The 17987-nt window shown below is 65.4% G+C and carries 17 protein-coding genes; 14 read left to right on the forward strand and 3 right to left on the reverse strand.

What is annotated here, in order from left to right; all coding sequences use genetic code 11:
• Position 1: 1 nt before the first annotated feature.
• The 3 genes from KW845_RS04665 to ompA form a co-directional block, all read right to left on the reverse strand.
• A complete protein-coding gene (locus KW845_RS04665; protein ID WP_218367985.1) occupies positions 2-676 on the reverse strand; it encodes an HAD-IA family hydrolase in 675 nt (224 codons plus the stop codon).
• Entirely contained in the window at positions 673-1401 is a 729-nt protein-coding gene (gene ubiG, locus KW845_RS04670; protein ID WP_218367986.1) for a bifunctional 2-polyprenyl-6-hydroxyphenol methylase/3-demethylubiquinol 3-O-methyltransferase UbiG, read from the reverse strand. Before ubiG ends, KW845_RS04665 begins: the two co-directional genes overlap by 4 nt.
• Before the next feature lie 83 nt (positions 1402-1484).
• Entirely contained in the window at positions 1485-2066 is a 582-nt protein-coding gene (gene ompA, locus KW845_RS04675) for an outer membrane protein OmpA (RefSeq protein WP_218367987.1), read from the reverse strand.
• A gap of 378 nt (positions 2067-2444) precedes the next feature.
• Between ompA and gyrA the strand changes: the two genes are divergently transcribed.
• From gyrA to KW845_RS04745, 14 genes are all read left to right on the forward strand, one after another.
• On the forward strand, positions 2445-5102 hold the full coding sequence (gene gyrA, locus KW845_RS04680) for a DNA gyrase subunit A (protein ID WP_218367988.1): 2658 nt from the start codon (positions 2445-2447) through the stop codon (positions 5100-5102).
• Positions 5102-6232, forward strand: a complete 1131-nt coding sequence (gene serC, locus KW845_RS04685; RefSeq protein WP_218367989.1) for a 3-phosphoserine/phosphohydroxythreonine transaminase — start codon at positions 5102-5104, stop codon at positions 6230-6232. Before gyrA ends, serC begins: the two co-directional genes overlap by 1 nt.
• Positions 6225-7310: a prephenate dehydratase gene (gene pheA, locus KW845_RS04690; protein WP_218367990.1), complete on the forward strand. Its 1086-nt coding sequence runs from the start codon at positions 6225-6227 to the stop codon at positions 7308-7310. Before serC ends, pheA begins: the two co-directional genes overlap by 8 nt.
• A 24-nt stretch (positions 7311-7334) precedes the next feature.
• On the forward strand, positions 7335-8456 hold the full coding sequence (gene hisC / locus KW845_RS04695; RefSeq protein WP_218367991.1) for a histidinol-phosphate transaminase: 1122 nt from the start codon (positions 7335-7337) through the stop codon (positions 8454-8456).
• A complete protein-coding gene (locus KW845_RS04700) occupies positions 8456-9358 on the forward strand; it encodes a prephenate dehydrogenase/arogenate dehydrogenase family protein (RefSeq protein WP_218368623.1) in 903 nt (300 codons plus the stop codon). Before hisC ends, KW845_RS04700 begins: the two co-directional genes overlap by 1 nt.
• Positions 9359-9366: 8 nt before the next feature.
• The gene (gene aroA, locus KW845_RS04705) at positions 9367-10719 is read left to right on the forward strand and encodes a 3-phosphoshikimate 1-carboxyvinyltransferase (protein WP_218367992.1); all 1353 of its coding nucleotides are present in this window, start codon (positions 9367-9369) and stop codon (positions 10717-10719) included.
• Positions 10709-11410 carry a (d)CMP kinase gene (cmk, locus tag KW845_RS04710; protein ID WP_218367993.1) on the forward strand — a complete coding sequence of 234 codons (702 nt, stop codon included), beginning with the start codon at positions 10709-10711 and terminating at the stop codon, positions 11408-11410. The genes aroA and cmk overlap by 11 nt, the downstream gene beginning before the upstream one ends.
• Positions 11411-11527: 117 nt before the next feature.
• Positions 11528-13240, forward strand: a complete 1713-nt coding sequence (gene rpsA / locus KW845_RS04715; RefSeq protein ID WP_218367994.1) for a 30S ribosomal protein S1 — start codon at positions 11528-11530, stop codon at positions 13238-13240.
• Positions 13241-13242: 2 nt separating this feature from the next.
• Positions 13243-13599 (forward strand): integration host factor subunit beta, encoded by a 357-nt coding sequence (locus tag KW845_RS04720; RefSeq protein WP_218367995.1) that lies wholly within the window; start codon positions 13243-13245, stop codon positions 13597-13599.
• A gap of 214 nt (positions 13600-13813) precedes the next feature.
• Entirely contained in the window at positions 13814-14128 is a 315-nt protein-coding gene (locus tag KW845_RS04725) for a lipopolysaccharide assembly LapA domain-containing protein (protein WP_218367996.1), read from the forward strand.
• A 45-nt stretch (positions 14129-14173) separates the two neighbouring features.
• On the forward strand, positions 14174-15397 hold the full coding sequence (gene lapB / locus KW845_RS04730; protein WP_218367997.1) for a lipopolysaccharide assembly protein LapB: 1224 nt from the start codon (positions 14174-14176) through the stop codon (positions 15395-15397).
• Positions 15394-16335: a D-glycero-beta-D-manno-heptose-7-phosphate kinase gene (gene rfaE1, locus KW845_RS04735; protein WP_218367998.1), complete on the forward strand. Its 942-nt coding sequence runs from the start codon at positions 15394-15396 to the stop codon at positions 16333-16335. The genes lapB and rfaE1 overlap by 4 nt, the downstream gene beginning before the upstream one ends.
• Positions 16332-17324, forward strand: a complete 993-nt coding sequence (gene rfaD / locus KW845_RS04740; protein WP_218367999.1) for an ADP-glyceromanno-heptose 6-epimerase — start codon at positions 16332-16334, stop codon at positions 17322-17324. Before rfaE1 ends, rfaD begins: the two co-directional genes overlap by 4 nt.
• A gap of 131 nt (positions 17325-17455) precedes the next feature.
• On the forward strand, positions 17456-17935 hold the full coding sequence (locus tag KW845_RS04745; protein ID WP_218368000.1) for a DUF655 domain-containing protein: 480 nt from the start codon (positions 17456-17458) through the stop codon (positions 17933-17935).
• Positions 17936-17987 lie beyond the last annotated feature (52 nt).

Below are 17987 nucleotides of genomic sequence, written 5' to 3' on the forward strand. Positions count from 1 at the left end.
ATCAGCGGCTGTCGCGCGGCAGCAAGGGCGCGATCGCGTCCCAGAGCTCGTCGGGCGTACGGGCGCACGCCTCGGCTGCCCAGGTGGTGATGTTCTCGTCTTGCCCCAGGTAGCCATAGGCCGCGGCCACCGCGGGCATGCCGGCAGCGTGGGCCGCCTGGATATCGCGCAGGTCGTCGCCCACATACACGCAGCGGCTGGTGTCGTAGCCGGCTTCGCGGGCGGCATGCAATAGCGGCGCGGGGTGTGGCTTGGCATGCTCGGTAGTGTCGCCGCACACCAATACCGCGCTGTGGCGGGTCAGGTCCAGGAATTCCACGATGGGCAGGGTCAGGTGAGTGACCTTGTTGGTGACGATGCCCCAGGCCAGCCCGCGGGCGCGTATACCGTCAAGCAGGGCGGCGATGCCGGGAAACAATCGGCTATGCACCGTGGAGCCCGCCGCATAGTCTTCCAGGAATTGCAGCCGGGCGGGCTCGTAGTCGGGGTTGTCGGGCAGCAGGCCCAGCGCGATGCGCAGCAGGCCGCGCGCACCTTGCGACGCCACCGGGCGCAGGGTTTCATAAGGCAGGGGTTCCATGCCGCGCCGCGTGCGCTGGCGGTTTGCCGCCGCCGCCAGGTCAGGGGCGGTATCGGCCAGGGTGCCGTCGAAGTCGAACAGGATCAGCGCGCTCATTTGCGGGTGGCCATCAGGTAGTTCACCGAGGTATCGTCAGACAGGCTGTAGGCCTGGGTAATCGGGTTGTATTCCATGCCGCGCATGCCACTGGGCTGCAGGCCGGCCTGGCGGGCAGCCGCGGCCAGTTCGCTGGGCTTGATGAACTGGTCGTGGCTGTGGGTGCCGCGTGGCAGCAGCCGCAGTACGTATTCGGCACCGATGATGGCGTACAGGAATGACTTGGCGTTCCGGTTCAGGGTCGAGAAAAAGACCCAGCCGCCCGGTTTGGCCAGGGCCGCGCAGGCCCGCACGATCGAGCCCGGGTCGGGCACGTGCTCGAGCATTTCCATGCAGGTCACGATGTCGTAGCGTTCGGGCTGCTCGACGGCCAGTTCTTCCACGGGCACGGCACGGTATTCCACTTGCACGCCCGATTCCAGGCCATGCAGGCGGGCTATTTTCAGCGATCGTTCGGCCAGGTCGATGCCAGTGACGCGGGCGCCGGCCACGGCCATGCTTTCGGACAGGATGCCGCCGCCGCAGCCGACATCCAGTACTGCCTTGCCCGCCAGGCTGCCGGCATATTCCTGGATCCAGCCCAGGCGCAGCGGGTTGATGGCATGCAGCGGCTTGAATTCGCTTTCGGGATCCCACCAGCGAGCGGCCAGGGCGGCGAACTTGTCCAGTTCGGCCTGGTCGGCGTTGACGCCGGGGCGGGCGGATGTGGATGTCTGGGTTGTCATGGGCAGCAGGGCGCGGCTGCGCCGGGATGAAAAAAAGGGCCTCGCAATGCGAGGCCCTTCATTGTAGCGGCTAGCGCGTCGAATTAACGGCGGCTACCCACGACTTCGATTTCAACGCGGCGGTTCTGGGCACGGCCTTCACGCGTCTTGTTGGAAGCGACGGGCTGCAGTTCGCCCTTGCCTTCCGTGTAGATGCGGTTGGGGTCGACACCCTTGCTGACCAAGTAGGCTTTGACCGAAGCAGCACGGCGCTCGGACAGGCCTTGGTTGTACTCTTCGGTACCGATCGAGTCGGTGTGGCCGACGGCGATGATGGTTTCGAGGTCGATGCCCTGGGCTTGCTGGGCAACTTGATCCAGCAATTGACGGCCTTCCGGCTTCAGGGTCGACTTGTCGAAGTCGAAGAACGTGTCGGCGTTGAAGACAACCTTGGTTGCCATCGGCGTCGGCTTGGCAGGTGCCTGCGCAACCGGCACACCGTCGCAGCCGGGGATACCGGTCGCCGGGGTCCAGAAGGCATCGCGCCAGCACAGTTCATTCGTGCCGTTCATCCACACGTCGCCGAACGGATTACGCCAGTTGTCCACGGTTTGCGCGGAAGCTGCACCGGAAGCCGTAACGGCGGCGAAGGCGAGCGCCAGAGCGAATTTGGAGGGTTTGTTCATGTTTCTCCTCGTTGAGCTTGAAGCTGGATAAGTGACTCGCAGCGAACCCCCGCCGCATATCAGGAAAACGGGGCCAGTATAGCAACGCCCAGAAAAGGTTCAAAGGATCGCTACTGGGTCTCCTGCGTGCTGGAAACAATCTTAAGGCATTTGATGACCTTTGGCTTCCCTCGAAAGGCGCATTGATGCTGGATATGATCTTTTCTTCTCTGTGCGCGGCAGGGATGTTGGTTTTTGGCAACAGGGCGGCAATCGCGCCATCTGGTCGGCCCCCGCGAGCCCCGAGGATCCTGCGCAGGGAACCATCTGACAATCGGGTGATAGAATTTCCTGTTTACCCAGCCCGGGTTTCTCTTACTCGAGTCAGTCGCTATATATATGGATTCCTTCGCTAAGGAGACGCTTCCGGTATCGCTGGAAGAAGAGATGCGCCGCAGTTACCTGGATTACGCGATGAGCGTGATCGTGGGCCGGGCGCTGCCAGATGTGCGCGACGGCCTCAAGCCGGTGCACCGACGCGTGCTCTACGCGATGCACGAGCTCAACAACGACTGGAACCGCGCTTACAAGAAGTCGGCGCGTATCGTTGGTGACGTCATCGGTAAGTACCATCCGCACGGCGACCAGTCGGTGTACGACACTATCGTGCGCATGGCGCAAGATTTCTCCATGCGCTACATGCTGGTCGACGGCCAGGGCAACTTCGGCTCCGTCGACGGCGACAGCGCCGCCGCCATGCGTTATACCGAAGTGCGCCTGGCCAAAATCGCCCACGAACTGCTGGCCGACATCGACCAGGAAACCGTCGATTTCGGGCCCAACTACGACGGCAGCGAACAAGAACCGCTGCTGTTGCCCTCGCGCCTGCCCAACCTGCTGGTCAACGGCAGCTCGGGTATTGCGGTGGGCATGGCCACCAATATTCCGCCGCACAACCTGCAGGAAGTGATCGACGGCTGCCTGTACTGCCTGCGCAATCCCGGATGTTCCATCGATGAACTGATCGAGATCATTCCGGCGCCTGATTTCCCCACCGGCGGCATCATCTATGGCATGTCCGGCGTGCGCGAAGGCTACCGCACGGGCCGTGGCCGCGTCGTCATGCGTGCCAAGACGCACTTCGAAGACATGGAAAAGGGCAACCGGCAGGCCATCGTGGTCGATGCCATTCCCTACCAGGTCAACAAGAAGACCCTGCAAGAGCGCATCGCCGAGCTGGTCAACGAGAAGAAGATCGAAGGCATCTCCGATATTCGCGACGAGTCCGACAAAGACGGCATGCGGCTGGTCATCGAGCTCAAGCGCGGCGAAGTGCCCGAGGTCATTCTCAACAATCTGTACAAGAATACCCAGCTGCAAGACACCTTCGGGATGAACCTGGTGGCGCTGGTCGATGGGCAGCCGCGCCTGCTGAACCTGAAGCAGTTGATCAGCTACTTCCTGCAGCATCGCCGCGAAGTGGTGACGCGCCGTACCGTGTTCCAGTTGCGCAAGGCGCGCGAGCGCGGCCATGTGCTCGAAGGCCTGGCGGTGGCGCTGGCGAACATCGACGATTTCATCACCATCATCAAGGCCGCGCCTACCCCGCCGGTGGCGCGCCAGGAACTGATGTCGCGCGCGTGGGATTCTTCGCTGGTGCGCGAGATGCTGTCGCGCGCCGATGGCGACACGCCGGGCGGGCGCGCGGCGTTCCGCCCCGACGACCTGCACGAAAGCTTCGGCCTGCAAGGCGACGGTATGTATCGCCTGAGCGATACGCAGGCGCAAGAAATCCTGAATATGCGCCTGCAGCGCCTGACCGGGCTCGAGCAGGACAAGATCGTTGGCGAATACAAAGACGTGATGGCCACGATTGCCGACCTGCTCGATATCCTGGCCAAGCCCGAGCGCATCACCACCATCATCAGCGACGAGCTGCAGGCCATCAAGGCCGAGTTCTCGACCGGCGCCAAGGACATGCGCCGTTCGGATATCGAGCTCAATGCCACCGAGCTCGACACCGAAGACCTGATCACGCCGACCGACATGGTGGTCACGCTGTCGCATACCGGATACATCAAGAGCCAGCCGCTGTCCGAGTACCGTTCGCAGAAACGCGGCGGGCGCGGCAAGCAGGCCACGGCCATGAAGGAAAACGACTGGATCGACCAGCTCTTCATCGCCAATACGCACAACTATCTGTTGTGCTTTTCCGATCGCGGCCGGGTGTACTGGCTGAAGGTCTGGGAAGTGCCGCAAGGTACGCGCGGGTCGCGCGGCAGGCCTATCGTCAATATGTTCCCGCTGGCCGACGGCGAGAAAATCACGGTGGTGTTGCCGGTCAAGGAATTCAGCGAAGACACTTTCGTCTTCATGGCCACGTCGCGCGGTACGGTCAAGAAAACCCCGTTGTCGGATTTCTCGAATCCGCGCAAGGCCGGCATCATTGCCGTGGGGCTCGACGACGGCGACTATCTCATCGGTGCCGATCTTACCGACGGCAAGCACGACGTCATGCTGTTCTCCGACGCCGGCAAGGCGGTGCGCTTCGACGAGAACGATGTGCGTCCCATGGGCCGCAACGCCCGCGGCGTGCGTGGCATGACGCTCGAAGACACCCAGAGCGTCATCGCGCTGCTGGTGGCCGGCGACGAATCGCAGAGTGTGCTGACCGCCACCGAAAATGGCTATGGCAAGCGTACGTCCATCGCCGAATACACTCGCCATGGCCGCGGCACCAAGGGCATGATCGCCATCCAGACCTCGTCGCGCAACGGCAAGGTGGTGGGGGCCGTGCTGGTGATGCCGTCCGATGAAATCATGCTCATCACCACCGGCGGCGTGCTGGTGCGCACCCGTGTCAGCGAAATCCGCGAAATGGGCCGTGCCACGCAGGGCGTCACGCTGATCAGCGTCGATGACGGCAGCAGCCTGTCGGGCGTGCGCCGCGTGGTGGAAAGCGATGCCGATGTCGATGACGAAGAATCCGAAGCCACGGATGCCGAAGGCGGCGAGTCCGGCGCTTCGTCTGAACCGACCGAACCTACGGAGCAATAATGGCCCGTCCCTGGAACTTCTCGGCAGGCCCGTCGGCCTTGCCTGAAGCGGTGTTGCAGCAGGCTGCCGACGAAATGCTGGACTGGAACGGCAGCGGCATGTCCGTGATGGAAATGAGCCATCGCGGCAAGCATTTCGTGCAGATCTGCGACCAGGCCGAAGCCGACCTGCGCGACCTGCTGGGCGTGCCGGCCGACTACGCGGTGATGTTCATGCAGGGGGGCGGGCTGGGCGAAAACGCCATTGTGCCCATGAACCTGATCGGCCGGCGCGGCAATCCGGCGGCCGATTTCGTGCTGACCGGCCACTGGTCCACGCGCTCGCACAAAGAAGCCGGCCGCTACGGCCATGCGCATGTCGCCGCCAGCAGCGGCGCGTCCGCGGACATCGATGGCTGCGAGCAGGCCCCCTGGACGTGGGTACCGCCGGCCGATACGTGGCAAGTCCGCCCCGAGGCGGCCTACCTGCATTTCTGCAGCAACGAAACCATCCATGGCGTCGAGTTCACCGACTGGCCCGATCTGGCTGCGCTGGGCGCGCCCGATGTGCCGCTGGTGGTCGATGCCTCGTCGCATTTTCTGTCGCGTCCCATGGATGTCACGCGCACCGGCCTGCTGTTTGCCGGCGCCCAGAAAAATGCCGGCCCCGCCGGTGTCACCATGGTGGTGGCCCGGCGCGATCTCATCGGCAAGGCCTTGCCGATCTGCCCATCGGCTTTCGACTATACCAACGTGGCAGCCGAGCATTCGCGCTACAACACGCCGCCGGCGTTTGCCATCTACGTCGCCGGGCTGGTGTTCAAGTGGGTCAAGGCACAGGGTGGCGTCGCCGGCATGGAGGCCGCCAACCGTGCCAAGGCTGACCTGCTGTACGGCTACCTGGATGGCACCGGTTTCTATCGCAACCCGGTGCATGCGCCGGTGCGCTCGCGCATGAACGTCCCGTTCGTGTTGCGCGACGAGTCGCTCAATGACGCGTTTCTGCAGGGCGCCGAGGCGGCCGGGCTGATGCAGCTCAAGGGTCATAAAAGCGTAGGAGGCATGCGTGCCTCGATCTACAACGCCATGCCGCTCGATGGCGTGCGGGCGCTGGTCGACTATCTGCAAGACTTCGAGCGTCGCTATGGCTGATTCCCTGCAAGACAAGCTCAAGCCCCTGCGCGAGCGCATCGACGCTCTCGACGCGCAGATTCTTGACCTGCTGTCGCAGCGTGCCCGTGCCGCGCTCGAGGTGGGCGAGGTCAAGCACGCCGCCGCCGCCGACGGTCCGGTGCTGCGGCCCGAACGCGAGGCCGAAGTAATCCGGCGCCTGCAGCAAATGAACCCCGGGCCTTTTCCCCGCGATGCGGTGGCATCGGTCTGGACTGAAATCATCTCGGCGTGCCGCGGCCTCGAGCGTGGCATGACCGTGGCCTACCTGGGGCCGCGCGGCTCGTTTTCCGAGCAGGCGGCGCTCGAGCATTTTGGCCATGCCGTGCAGCCGTTGCCTTGTTCGTCTTTCGATGAAGTGTTCCGTGCGGTCGAGGGCGGGCAGGCTGAAGTCGGCATGGTGCCGGTGGAAAATTCCACCGAAGGCGCGGTCAACCGCAACCTCGACCTGCTGCTCAATACGCCGCTGAAGATACTGGGCGAACGTTCGCTCGATATCCGCCATTGCCTGATGACGCAGTCGGGCTCGATGGATGGCGTCACCACTGTCGCTGCGCATCCGCAGGCGCTGGCCCAATGCCAAGCCTGGCTGAACCGTCATTATCCCGGCCTGGACCGGGTGGCCGAAGCCAGCAATTCCGAGGCTGCCCGCGTGGCCGCCGGCAATCCGGCCATTGCCGCCATTGCCGGCGAAAGTGCGGCGCCCGCCTGGAACCTGCAAATCGTGGCCGCGGGTATTCAAGACGACCCCAACAACCGGACGCGCTTCCTGGCGGTAGGCGACATCCAGCCGCTGTCCAGCGGCAAGGACAAGACCAGCCTGATCCTGGCCGTGCCCAACCGCGCCGGCGCGGTCTACGACATGCTGGCGCCCCTGGCGGCCAACGGTGTGTCCATGACCCGCTTCGAATCGCGGCCCGCCCGCACCGGCCAGTGGGAATACTATTTTTACGTCGATGTGCTGGGGCACCGCGACGATCCCCAGGTGGCTCGCGCGTTGGCCGACCTGCAGGCGCAAGTTGCTTTCATCAAGGTGCTGGGTTCGTACCCGGCGCAGTAACCTTCCTCGCGTACCCGCACCGCCATGACTACCGCTATCAAGCCGTTGACTGCCCCCGCCCACGTCAGTGCCATTGCGCCTTACCAGGCCGGCAAGCCCATCGATGAACTGGCCCGCGAATTCGGCCTGGACCCGGCCGGCATCGTCAAGCTGGCTTCCAACGAAAACCCGCTGGGCATGCCCGAGTCGGCGGCTCGCGCGCTGGCGGCCGCCGCCGGTACGCTGGCCCGCTACCCGGATCCCAACGGCTTCGACCTGAAGGCCGCGCTGGCCGAACGCTATGGCGTGCCCATGGGTTGGATCACGCTGGGCAACGGTTCGAACGACATTCTTGAAATCGCCGCGCTGGCGCTGCTCGAGCCGGGCGCTTCGGCCGTCTATGCGCAGCATTCGTTCGCGGTCTACCGCCTGGCCACCCAGGCGCGCGGTGCGCGCCACATCCAGGTGCCGGCGCGCGACCATGGCCATGACCTGGACGCCATGTTCGAGGCCATCGAGGACGATACCCGGCTGCTGTTCATTGCCAACCCCAACAATCCCACGGGCACCTTCGTGCCGGGCGCCGAAGTGGCGGCTTTCCTTGAGCGCGTGCACGCCGCGCACGGCGACCGCGTCACGGTAGTGCTGGACGAGGCCTACAACGAATACCTGGATCCGGAGCTGCGCTTCGACAGCGTGGCGCTGGTGCGGCAGTACCCCAATCTGATCGTGTCGCGCACGTTCTCAAAAGCCTACGGGCTGGCTGGTCTGCGCGTGGGCTATGCCGTCGCGCAACCGGCCCTGACCGATCTGCTCAACCGCGTGCGCCAGCCGTTCAACGTGAACACGCTGGCCCAGGCCGCCGCCATTGCGGCACTGGGCGATGCCGACTACCTGGCGCGCTCGTACGAACTGAACAAGGCGGGCAAGCGGCAATTGTGCGAGGCATTCGACAGCCTGTCGCGGCGCTATGTGCCCAGCTACGGCAATTTCGTGCTGGTGCATGTGGGCGATGCGCCGCGCGTCAATGTCGAATTGCTCAAGCGCGGGGTCATCGTCCGGCCGGTGGCCGGCGACGGCCTGCCCGAATGGCTGCGCGTCACCATCGGCCTGCCTGAAGAAAACCAGCGGTTCATCGCCGCGCTCACTGAAGTCCTGGCCGTATGATGCCGGCGTCCACCGACAGTGCGACGCAGGGGGCCGATGGCCCCCTGATTCCTGTCCTGGCGGTGGTCGGGGTTGGCTTGATCGGCGGTTCGGCTGCGCTGGCGCTGCGCCAGGCCGGCCAGGTAGGACGCGTGCTGGGGGTGGGCCGCAACCCGCAATCGCTGGCGCGGGCCCAGGAACTGCACCTGATCGATGCCGCGGCCACGCCCCAAGAGGCCGCGGCCCAGGCCGACGTCATCTTGCTGGCCACGCCGGTGGGCGGCCTGGGGGCGGTGCTGGCACAACTGCGCCCGCATCTGCGCGCCGACACGCTGCTGACCGATGCCGGCAGCACCAAGGCCGAAGTCGTGGCGGCAGCGCGGTCCGCCCTGGGTGAGCGCGTCGGCCAATTCGTGCCCGGCCATCCGATCGCCGGCGGCGAGCGCAGCGGCCCCGAGGCAGCCGACGCCACGTTATACCGCCACCGCACCGTGATTCTTACTCCGCTGCCCGAGAATACGCCCGCCGGGGTCGCCCGCGTGCGCAGTCTGTGGCAGGCTTGCGGTGCCCGCGTCATCGATATGGACGCCGGCGCGCACGACCGCATGCTGGCCTCGGTCAGCCATATGCCGCACTTGCTTGCTGCGGCGTACATGGCCCAGGTGGCCGCCGCCGACGATGCGACAGGGCGGCTGGCCCTGGCAGGCTCGGGGTTCCGGGATTTCACCCGCATCGCGGCCGGATCGCCCGAAATGTGGCGCGATATTTTCCTGTCCAATCGCGCGGCGCTGGGTGCAGAATTGGTGGCCGTGCGGGCCGTACTGGACCAGATCGAACGCGCCATGGCCGACGGCGATGGCGATGCGCTCGAGCTGTTGCTGGCCCGCGCCGCCCAGGCGCGCCGCAACTGGCGCAAGGAGTAGTTTTTGCCATGACGGGACAGCCTTTTCTTGATCTGCCTCGCGCCCGGCTGGCGCGCGGCCAGGTCGCCCTGCCGGGCTCGAAGAGCATTTCCAACCGTGTGCTGTTGCTGGCTGCGCTGGCGGCGGGGCGCACCGAGATATCGGGCCTGCTCGATTCGGACGATACCCGCGTGATGCTGGCTGCGCTGCGCCAGTTGGGCGTCGAGCTGGCCGAGGCCGGCGCGGGCCGCGTAGCCGTTACCGGCGCCGGCCGCTTCCCCGTGAAGCAGGCCGATTTGTTCCTGGGCAACGCTGGCACGGCGTTCCGGCCGCTGACCGCGGCACTGGCCCTGATGGGCGGGCAATACCGGCTGGCGGGCGTGCCGCGCATGCATGAGCGGCCTATCGGCGATCTGGTCGACGCGCTGCGGCAGTGGGGCGCCCGGATCGACTACCAGGGCCAGGATGGCTATCCGCCGCTGGCCATCGGCGCGGGCCGCATCCAGGCCGGCTCGCCGGTGCGCGTGCAGGGCGCCGTGTCCAGCCAGTTCCTGACTGCGCTGTTGCTGGCCGCGCCGGTGCTGGCCCAGGCCAGCGACCGGCCCGTGGTCATCGAGGTAGCGGGCGAGCTGATTTCCAAACCGTATATCGAGATCACCCTCAACCTGATGGCGCGCTATGGCGTGCAGGTGCGGCGCGACGGCTGGCGCAGTTTCACGATCGAGGGCGGGGCCGCCTATCGCAGCCCCGGCGCCATTGCGGTTGAAGGCGATGCCTCGTCGGCCTCGTATTTCCTGGCACTGGGTGCCATAGGCGGCGGCCCCGTGCGGGTCAGCGGCGTAAACGCCAGCAGCATCCAGGGCGACGTGGCGTTTGCCCATACCCTGGCCGACATGGGCGTGCAGATCGACTACGGTCCCGACTGGATCGAGGCACGCGGCGTGAGGGTCGACCAAGGCGGTCGCCTGAAGGCATTCGATACCGATTTCAACCTGATTCCCGACGCCGCCATGACGGCGGCCGCGCTGGCGCTGTACGCCGATGGGCCTTGCCGCCTGCGCAACATCGGTAGCTGGCGCGTCAAGGAAACCGACCGCATCCACGCCATGCACACCGAATTGGCCAAGCTGGGCGCAGGTATCGAGTCCGGCCCAGACTGGCTGCGCATCACGCCGCCGGCGCAAGATGGCTGGCGCGACGCCCATATCGGCACCTGGGACGACCACCGCATGGCCATGTGTTTCTCGCTGGCCGCCTTCGGGCCGGCCGCCGTGCGTATCCTGGATCCGGGCTGTGTAAGCAAGACGTTCCCCGATTATTTCGACGTCTACGCCGGGCTGGTGTCTGGCCAGACCCTTGCCACCGATCTCCATGACGACTGATTCCGCCCCGTCGCCCGCTTCTCCTGTACCGGTCATTGCCATCGACGGGCCCACGGCCTCGGGCAAGGGTACGGTGGCTCATCGGGTGGCCAAGTCGCTGGGCTGGGCCGTGCTCGATAGCGGGGCGCTGTACCGGCTGACCGCGCTGGCGGCGCTCAACCGCAGCCTGGCCGCCGAAGACGAGGCCGGCGTGGCCCGCGTGGCCTGCCACCTGGATGTCCGTTTCGAGGGCCGCCATATCTATCTGGAAGGTGCCGAGGTGGGCGAGGCCATCCGCCAGGAGCGGGTCGGCAATTTCGCCTCGCGCATTGCCGCCTATCCCGCCCTGCGGCAGGCGCTGCTCGAGCGCCAGCGGGCGTTTCGGGTACCACCGGGGCTGGTGGCCGACGGCCGCGACATGGGCACGGTGGTGTTTCCGGACGCCGCCGTGAAGGTCTTCCTGGTGGCCGATGTCGAAGCCCGTGCCGAAAGGCGCTGTAAGCAGTTGATCGAAAAGGGAATTTCTGCTAATCTATCCGACCTTTTGCGCGATATGCGCGAACGCGATGCGCGCGATACCCAGCGCAGCGCGGCGCCTCTCGTGCCAGCGGCCGATGCGCACGTGCTCGATTCGTCTTACCTGACCATCGAGCAAACGGTGCAGGCAGTACTCGACTTCTGGAAAGTTTCCGTCCCTGGCGGCGGTTCGTAGTTTCCGGGCAAGTGCCCGGGGCTGGCGAGCCCTGGCAGGTTCACCCACTCCACTGTCGCGGGCAATCCGCTTCGGTGTGTTTTTAACGGCCATTGCGGCCCAATGGATTTCAACCCCATGTCTTCCGTTTCCACTCCCGCCACCGGCGGCGAAAGCTTCGCCGACCTCTTCGCAGAAAGCCTCAAAAGCCAGGACATGAAGTCCGGCGAAGTCATCAGCGCCGAAGTCGTGCGCGTCGACCACAATTTCGTCGTCGTCAACGCCGGCCTGAAGTCCGAGGCTCTGATTCCCCTGGAAGAATTCCTGAACGACCAGGGCGAACTCGAAGTGCAACCTGGCGATTTCGTCTCGGTGGCCATCGATTCCCTGGAAAACGGCTACGGCGACACCATCCTGTCGCGCGACCGCGCCAAGCGCCTGTCGGCCTGGCTGCAGCTCGAAAAAGCCCTTGAAAACGGCGAACTGGTTACCGGCACCATCACTGGCAAGGTCAAGGGCGGCCTGACCGTCATGACCAACGGCATTCGCGCGTTCCTGCCGGGCTCGCTGGTCGACCTGCGTCCTGTCAAGGACACCACCCCGTACGAAGGCAAGACGCTCGAATTCAAGGTCATCAAGCTTGACCGCAAGCGCAACAACGTCGTGCTGTCGCGCCGCCAGGTGCTGGAAGCCAGCATGGGCGAAGAGCGCCAGAAGCTGCTCGAAACCCTGCACGAAGGTGCCGTGGTCAAGGGCGTGGTCAAGAACATCACCGACTACGGCGCGTTCGTCGACCTGGGCGGTATCGACGGCCTGTTGCACATCACCGACATGGCCTGGCGCCGCGTCCGTCATCCTTCCGAAGTCCTGCAAGTGGGCCAGGAAGTCGAAGCCAAGGTCCTCAAGTTCGACCAGGAAAAGAGCCGCGTCTCGCTGGGCGTCAAGCAGTTGGGCGAAGATCCGTGGGTGGGCCTGGCCCGTCGCTATCCGCAAGGCACCCGCCTGTTCGGCAAGGTTACCAACCTGACCGACTACGGCGCGTTCGTCGAAGTGGAAGCCGGCATCGAAGGCCTGGTGCACGTCTCTGAAATGGACTGGACCAACAAGAACGTCGATCCGCGCAAGGTCGTGACCCTGGGCGAAGAAGTCGAAGTCATGGTCCTGGAAATCGACGAAGACCGTCGCCGCATCTCGCTGGGCATGAAGCAGTGCCGCCAGAACCCCTGGGAAGAGTTCGCCACCAACTTCAAGCGTGGCGACAAGGTCCGCGGCGCCATCAAGTCGATCACCGACTTCGGCGTGTTCGTCGGCCTGCCCGGCGGCATCGATGGCCTGGTTCACCTGTCCGACCTGTCCTGGACGGAAACCGGCGAAGAAGCCGTGCGCAACTTCAAGAAGGGCGACGAGATCGAAGCCGTGGTACTGGGCATCGATACCGACAAGGAACGCATCTCGCTGGGTATCAAGCAGCTGGAAGGCGACCCCTTCAACAACTTCGTTGCCACCTACGACAAGGGTGCCGTGGTTCCTGGCGTGATCAAGTCGGTCGAGCCCAAGGGCGCGGTCATCACGCTGTCGGTCGACGTCGAAGGCTACCTGCGTGCCTCCGAGATCTCGTCGGGCCGCGTCGAAGACGCCACGACCGTGTTGAAGGCGGGCGAGAACATCGAAGCCATGATCGTCAACGTCGACCGCAAGACGCGTTCGATCCAGTTGTCGATCAAGGCACGCGATAACGCCGAAACCGCCGATACCATCCAGCGCATGTCCGAAGCCAGCGCCTCCTCGGGTACCACCAACCTGGGCGCGCTGCTCAAGGCCAAGCTGGATCAACAGCGCAACGACGGCTGATAGTGACCAAGTCGGAGCTGATCGCCGCACTGGCGGCCCGCTATCCCCAGCTGGCCGCCCGCGACACCGATTACGCGGTCAAGACCATGCTCGATGCAATGACCCAGGCCCTGGCCTCGGGCCAGCGCATCGAGATCCGCGGTTTTGGCAGCTTTTCGTTGTCGCAGCGCTCACCCCGTGTCGGACGCAATCCCAAGTCGGGCGAACAAGTGCTGGTACCTGGCAAACAGGTGCCGCACTTCAAGGCCGGCAAGGAATTGCGCGAGCGAGTCGACCTGGCCGGTGGCCTGGCCGACGCGCAGGCCGACGGCACGCAGGACGAAGCCCAGCCCACGCTGCTCGGCTTGCACGCCATGTAGCGCGCTGGCGGGGCCTCGCGGCCCCGTATCAGGCTGCACCGATAGGCGAAGCCCCTTGAGTGTTCAAGGGGCTTTGTTTTTGCTCAAAGGCCGTCCCAAGGCAAAGGCGCCCCTTTGGGGACCTTGTTCGTCGCAGGGCCGTCCCATATTTGCCGCCGTACCGGGCCGGCTTCCGCTTACAATTGATCATCTCGAACACTCTGGAGCATGCGTCATGCGCTACCTCGTCTGGGCCCTGCGATTGCTCGTTTTCATTGCGGTGCTGATGTTCGCCCTGAAGAACACCGACCCCGTGGCGGTCAAGTTCTACGCCGACTACGTCGTACAGGACGTTCCGCTTATCGTGGTCATGCTGGCGACGTTCGTGGTGGGCACGCTGTTCGGGTTGTTGCTGACCGTACCGGCCGCCATGCGCCGCCGCCGCGAGGCTGTGCGCCTGCGCCGCGAGGTCGAGCGCCTGCAGGCTGCCGCCAATGGCACGCAGCCGGTCGTGGCACCCGAAGCCATCGCTCCCATGTCGCCGCTGTAAGCGGCGCCATTCCGATTTTCCTTCGACCGCTACAGAGCTCGCAGCGTGGATTTTGAACCTTGGTGGCTTATTTTCGTGCCCGTGCTGTTTGCACTGGGCTGGCTGGCGGCGCGATTCGATTTCAGGCAGATGCTGCGCGAGACGCGCACCTTGCCCGATTCGTACTTCCGGGGCCTGAATTTCCTGCTCAATGAGCAGCCCGACCGTGCCATCGATGCGTTTGTCGAGGTCGCGAAACTCGATCCCGAGACCACCGAATTGCACTTCGCGCTGGGCAGCCTGTTCCGGCGGCGCGGCGAAATGGAGCGCGCCATCCGCGTGCACCAAAGCCTGCTGAACCGCTCAGACCTGCCCGAGGCCGAGCGCCAGCACGCCCAGCACGAGCTGGCGCACGATTTTCTCAAGGCAGGCATGCTCGATCGTGCCGAGAGCGCCTTCGAGCAAATGAAAGATACGCGCTACGCGCTGCCGGCGCTGCGTTCGTTGATCCGCATCTACGAGTCCGAGCACGACTGGCCGCGCGCCATCGAGGCCGTCAAGACGCTGCACGGCCTGGTAGAAGAGCCCGTGCCGCAGATCGTGCACTACTACTGCGAACAGGCCCAGTCGGCGCTGGCGGCCAAGCCTTTCAACGCCGATGCCGCGCACGCCGCGCTCGACGCTGCCGACCATGCCGCCAAGCAGGCCGGCCATGGCGAGTCGGCCGGCAAGGCCGCCAAGGTGCGTACCGCGATGCTGCGCGCCCGGTTGGCGCTGCTTGAACAAGACCCCAAGCGCGAGCGCATGTACCTGGAATCCATCTTGTCCGACGCGCCCGAGTTCGCCGGACTGATTGCCGAACAGTTGCTGGCCAACTACCGCACGGCCGACCAGGCTGTCGATGGCCTGGAAGTGCTGCAAAAGCAATACGCGCACCATCCGTCGCTGGACTTGTTCAATGTCGTGTTCCGCGAACTGCGGGTGCAGCAGGGCGCCGCACCCGCCTGGGCATTCGCGCGCGGTGCGCTGCGCCATCATCCGTCGCTGCTGGGGCTCGACCGCCTGCTCGAAGCCGAGCTGGGCAGCGCCAACGGCGGCCAGCAAGAACAAGGGCCGGTGCGCGGCGCCGACCTGAGCCTGCTGCGCAGCCTGATCCACAAGCATACGCAGCGCCTGGACCGCTACACCTGCCGCAATTGCGGCTTCCAGGCGCGCCGGTACTATTGGCAGTGCCCAGGCTGCAATGCCTGGGAAACCTACTCGCCGCGCCGTCTGGAAGAACTCGAATGAAGCCATTTCCCGCCGAGGCCATTGCGCGTGCCCGCGTGCTTGTCGTGGGCGATATCATGCTGGACCGCTATTGGTTCGGCGAGGTCGAACGCATCTCTCCCGAGGCGCCGGTGCCTGTCGTGCGCGTGGCACGCCGTGAAGATCGCCTGGGCGGCGCGGCCAACGTGGCCCGCAACATCGCCGCCCTGGGGGGGCAGGCCACCCTGGTGGGCATCGTAGGCGCCGACGAGGCCGGCGACAGTATCGGCCGCCTGGCCGGGCAGGCGGGTGTGCGGGCAGACCTGGTGGCCGACGCCGAACATCCCACCACCCTGAAAATGCGCGTGCTGGGCAGGCAACAGCAGTTGCTGCGCGTCGATTTCGAGCAGCACCCTGCGCCTGCCACCCTGGATGACCTGGACTCCCGACTGGCGCGCCACCTGGCGAACCACGACGTCGTGGTGTTGTCCGACTATGCCAAGGGCACGCTCGAGCGCGTCGAGGCCCTGATCAGCCAGGCGCGCGCCGCGGGCGTGCCCGTGCTGGTCGATCCCAAGGGCGATGACTACGTCCGCTATCGCGGCGCTACCCTGGTTACCCCCAACCGGTTGGAAATGCAGCAGGCCGTGGGCCGCTGGAATTCCGAATCACAATTGACCGAGCGCGCCCAGCGGCTGCGCACCGATCTCGATCTTGAAGCTCTGCTGGTGACGCGGTCCGAGCAGGGCATGACACTTTTCACCGCAGCGGGACGCGAGCACGTCGATGCCCAGGCGCACGAAGTCTTCGACGTGTCTGGCGCCGGCGACACGGTGCTGGCCACGCTGGCCGCCATGCGAGCCATTGGCCAGCCCTGGGTCGATGCCATGAGCTGGGCCAACCGGGCCGGCGGCATTGTCGTTGGCAAGCTGGGCACCTCGGTCGTCACCGCCGCAGAACTCGCAGGAGAATCTTCATGATAGTCGTCACAGGCGCTGCCGGTTTCATCGGCAGCAACCTGGTGCGCGGCCTGAACCGGCGCGGCATCCAGGACATCATCGCGGTCGACGACCTGACCGAGGGCGACAAGTTCCTCAACCTGGTCGATTGCCAGATCGCCGATTACCTCGACAAAGACGAATTCCGCCGCCGGGTGCTGGCGGGTTCGCTGCCGCAGGTGCGTGCCGTGCTGCACCAGGGCGCCTGCTCGGACACCACCGAGCGCAACGGGCGCTATATGCTCGACAACAATTACCGGGTCACGCTGGAACTGTTCGAGTATTGCCAGGCACAGCGCATCCCGTTCCTGTATGCCTCGTCGGCGGCGGTGTACGGCGGCTCGTCGGTGTATGTCGAAGATCCGGCCAACGAGCGGCCGTTGAATGTCTACGGCTATTCCAAGCTGCTGTTCGACCAGGTGCTGCGCACCCGCTTCAGCAGCCTGGTGGCCCAGGTGGTGGGACTGCGCTATTTCAACGTATATGGCCCGCACGAGCAGCACAAGGGCCGCATGGCGTCGGTGGCCTTCCACAACATGAACCAGTTCCTGGCCGAAGGCCACGTGCGCTTGTTCGCGGGTTGGGATGGCTATGACGATGGCGGGCAAAGCCGTGATTTCATTTCGGTCGAAGACGTGGTGGCCGTGAATCTGCACTTTCTCGACAACCCCGGAACGTCGGGTATTTTCAATTGCGGCACGGGCCGCGCACAGCCGTTCAACGATGTGGCGGCCGCCGTGGTCAATGCCCTGCGCGAAGAGCGCGGCGAAGCCGCGCTGCCGCTGGACAAGCTGGTCGAACAAGGGCTGGTGCGCTATATCCCGTTCCCCGACGACCTGAAGGGCCGCTACCAGAGCTATACGCAAGCCGATGTCACGCAATTGCGCGCGGCGGGTTTTGCCGCTTCCATGCGCGACGTACAGACCGGCGTGGCCGAATACGTGCGCTACTGGCGCGCACGCAAGGCCTAGCCGAGGGCTTGGACGTTCGTAGTTTCCGCGGCTGACTTTTCCATTCACGCGCCTGCACGGCAGGCGCGGCGAACCGCATCATGGCTGGGCAGGCGGATCGACCGATCCGCCGTCTTGTACGGAGCCTAGCCATGAATCCTTTCCTGCATGACCCGGTGGCCGCGCCTTTGCCGGCACTGCCGCGTACTGCCTATCGCCATGCCCCGCGCTGGCCCCTGATCAGCCCGCGCCAGCCAGGTCCCGCCAGCCCGGCGCGTGCGCGCCGCCCCTTCGCGCGTGCCGCGGGGTGCCTGGCGGTGGCCGGCGGCCTGGGCCTGGCAGCCATGCCGGCCCAGGCCCTGGATGTCAACGCGGCGTCGGTCGAACAACTCCAGACGCTGCGTGGGGTGGGGCCGCGTACGGCCCAGATCATCGTGCAGGAACGCGAACGCGCCGGCCCGTACGAGTCGCTGCAAGACCTGTCCGAGCGCGTGCGGGGCATCGGCCGCAAGCGCCTGGAGGGCCTGCAGGCTGCCGGGCTGGCTGTGGGCGCGGGCGTGCCTGTGCTGACCCCGGGTAGCGTCGCCACGCCGCAATTCGCGCCCGCGCTGCCCGGGCTTTCAGCACCCTGAAAGCTGGCCGGCGGTACCCCTGGCGCAAGCGCGGCTTTGGCGCCGCGCCGTC

Source organism: Bordetella sp. BOR01 (assembly GCF_019218885.1).
GTDB lineage: Bacteria > Pseudomonadota > Gammaproteobacteria > Burkholderiales > Burkholderiaceae_B > Bordetella_A.

Excerpts from the sequence above, each read along its gene's own strand:
- KW845_RS04665 (WP_218367985.1), bottom strand. The coding sequence starts at position 676 with ATGAGCGCGCTGATCCTGTTCGACTTCGACGGCACCCTGGCCGATACC.
- ubiG (WP_218367986.1), bottom strand. The coding sequence starts at position 1,401 with ATGACAACCCAGACATCCACATCCGCCCGCCCCGGCGTCAACGCCGAC.
- ompA (WP_218367987.1), bottom strand. The coding sequence starts at position 2,066 with ATGAACAAACCCTCCAAATTCGCTCTGGCGCTCGCCTTCGCCGCCGTT.
- gyrA (WP_218367988.1), top strand. The coding sequence starts at position 2,445 with ATGGATTCCTTCGCTAAGGAGACGCTTCCGGTATCGCTGGAAGAAGAG.
- serC (WP_218367989.1), top strand. The coding sequence starts at position 5,102 with ATGGCCCGTCCCTGGAACTTCTCGGCAGGCCCGTCGGCCTTGCCTGAA.
- pheA (WP_218367990.1), top strand. The coding sequence starts at position 6,225 with ATGGCTGATTCCCTGCAAGACAAGCTCAAGCCCCTGCGCGAGCGCATC.
- hisC (WP_218367991.1), top strand. The coding sequence starts at position 7,335 with ATGACTACCGCTATCAAGCCGTTGACTGCCCCCGCCCACGTCAGTGCC.
- KW845_RS04700 (WP_218368623.1), top strand. The coding sequence starts at position 8,456 with ATGCCGGCGTCCACCGACAGTGCGACGCAGGGGGCCGATGGCCCCCTG.
- aroA (WP_218367992.1), top strand. The coding sequence starts at position 9,367 with ATGACGGGACAGCCTTTTCTTGATCTGCCTCGCGCCCGGCTGGCGCGC.
- cmk (WP_218367993.1), top strand. The coding sequence starts at position 10,709 with ATGACGACTGATTCCGCCCCGTCGCCCGCTTCTCCTGTACCGGTCATT.
- rpsA (WP_218367994.1), top strand. The coding sequence starts at position 11,528 with ATGTCTTCCGTTTCCACTCCCGCCACCGGCGGCGAAAGCTTCGCCGAC.
- KW845_RS04725 (WP_218367996.1), top strand. The coding sequence starts at position 13,814 with ATGCGCTACCTCGTCTGGGCCCTGCGATTGCTCGTTTTCATTGCGGTG.
- rfaE1 (WP_218367998.1), top strand. The coding sequence starts at position 15,394 with ATGAAGCCATTTCCCGCCGAGGCCATTGCGCGTGCCCGCGTGCTTGTC.
- rfaD (WP_218367999.1), top strand. The coding sequence starts at position 16,332 with ATGATAGTCGTCACAGGCGCTGCCGGTTTCATCGGCAGCAACCTGGTG.
- KW845_RS04745 (WP_218368000.1), top strand. The coding sequence starts at position 17,456 with ATGAATCCTTTCCTGCATGACCCGGTGGCCGCGCCTTTGCCGGCACTG.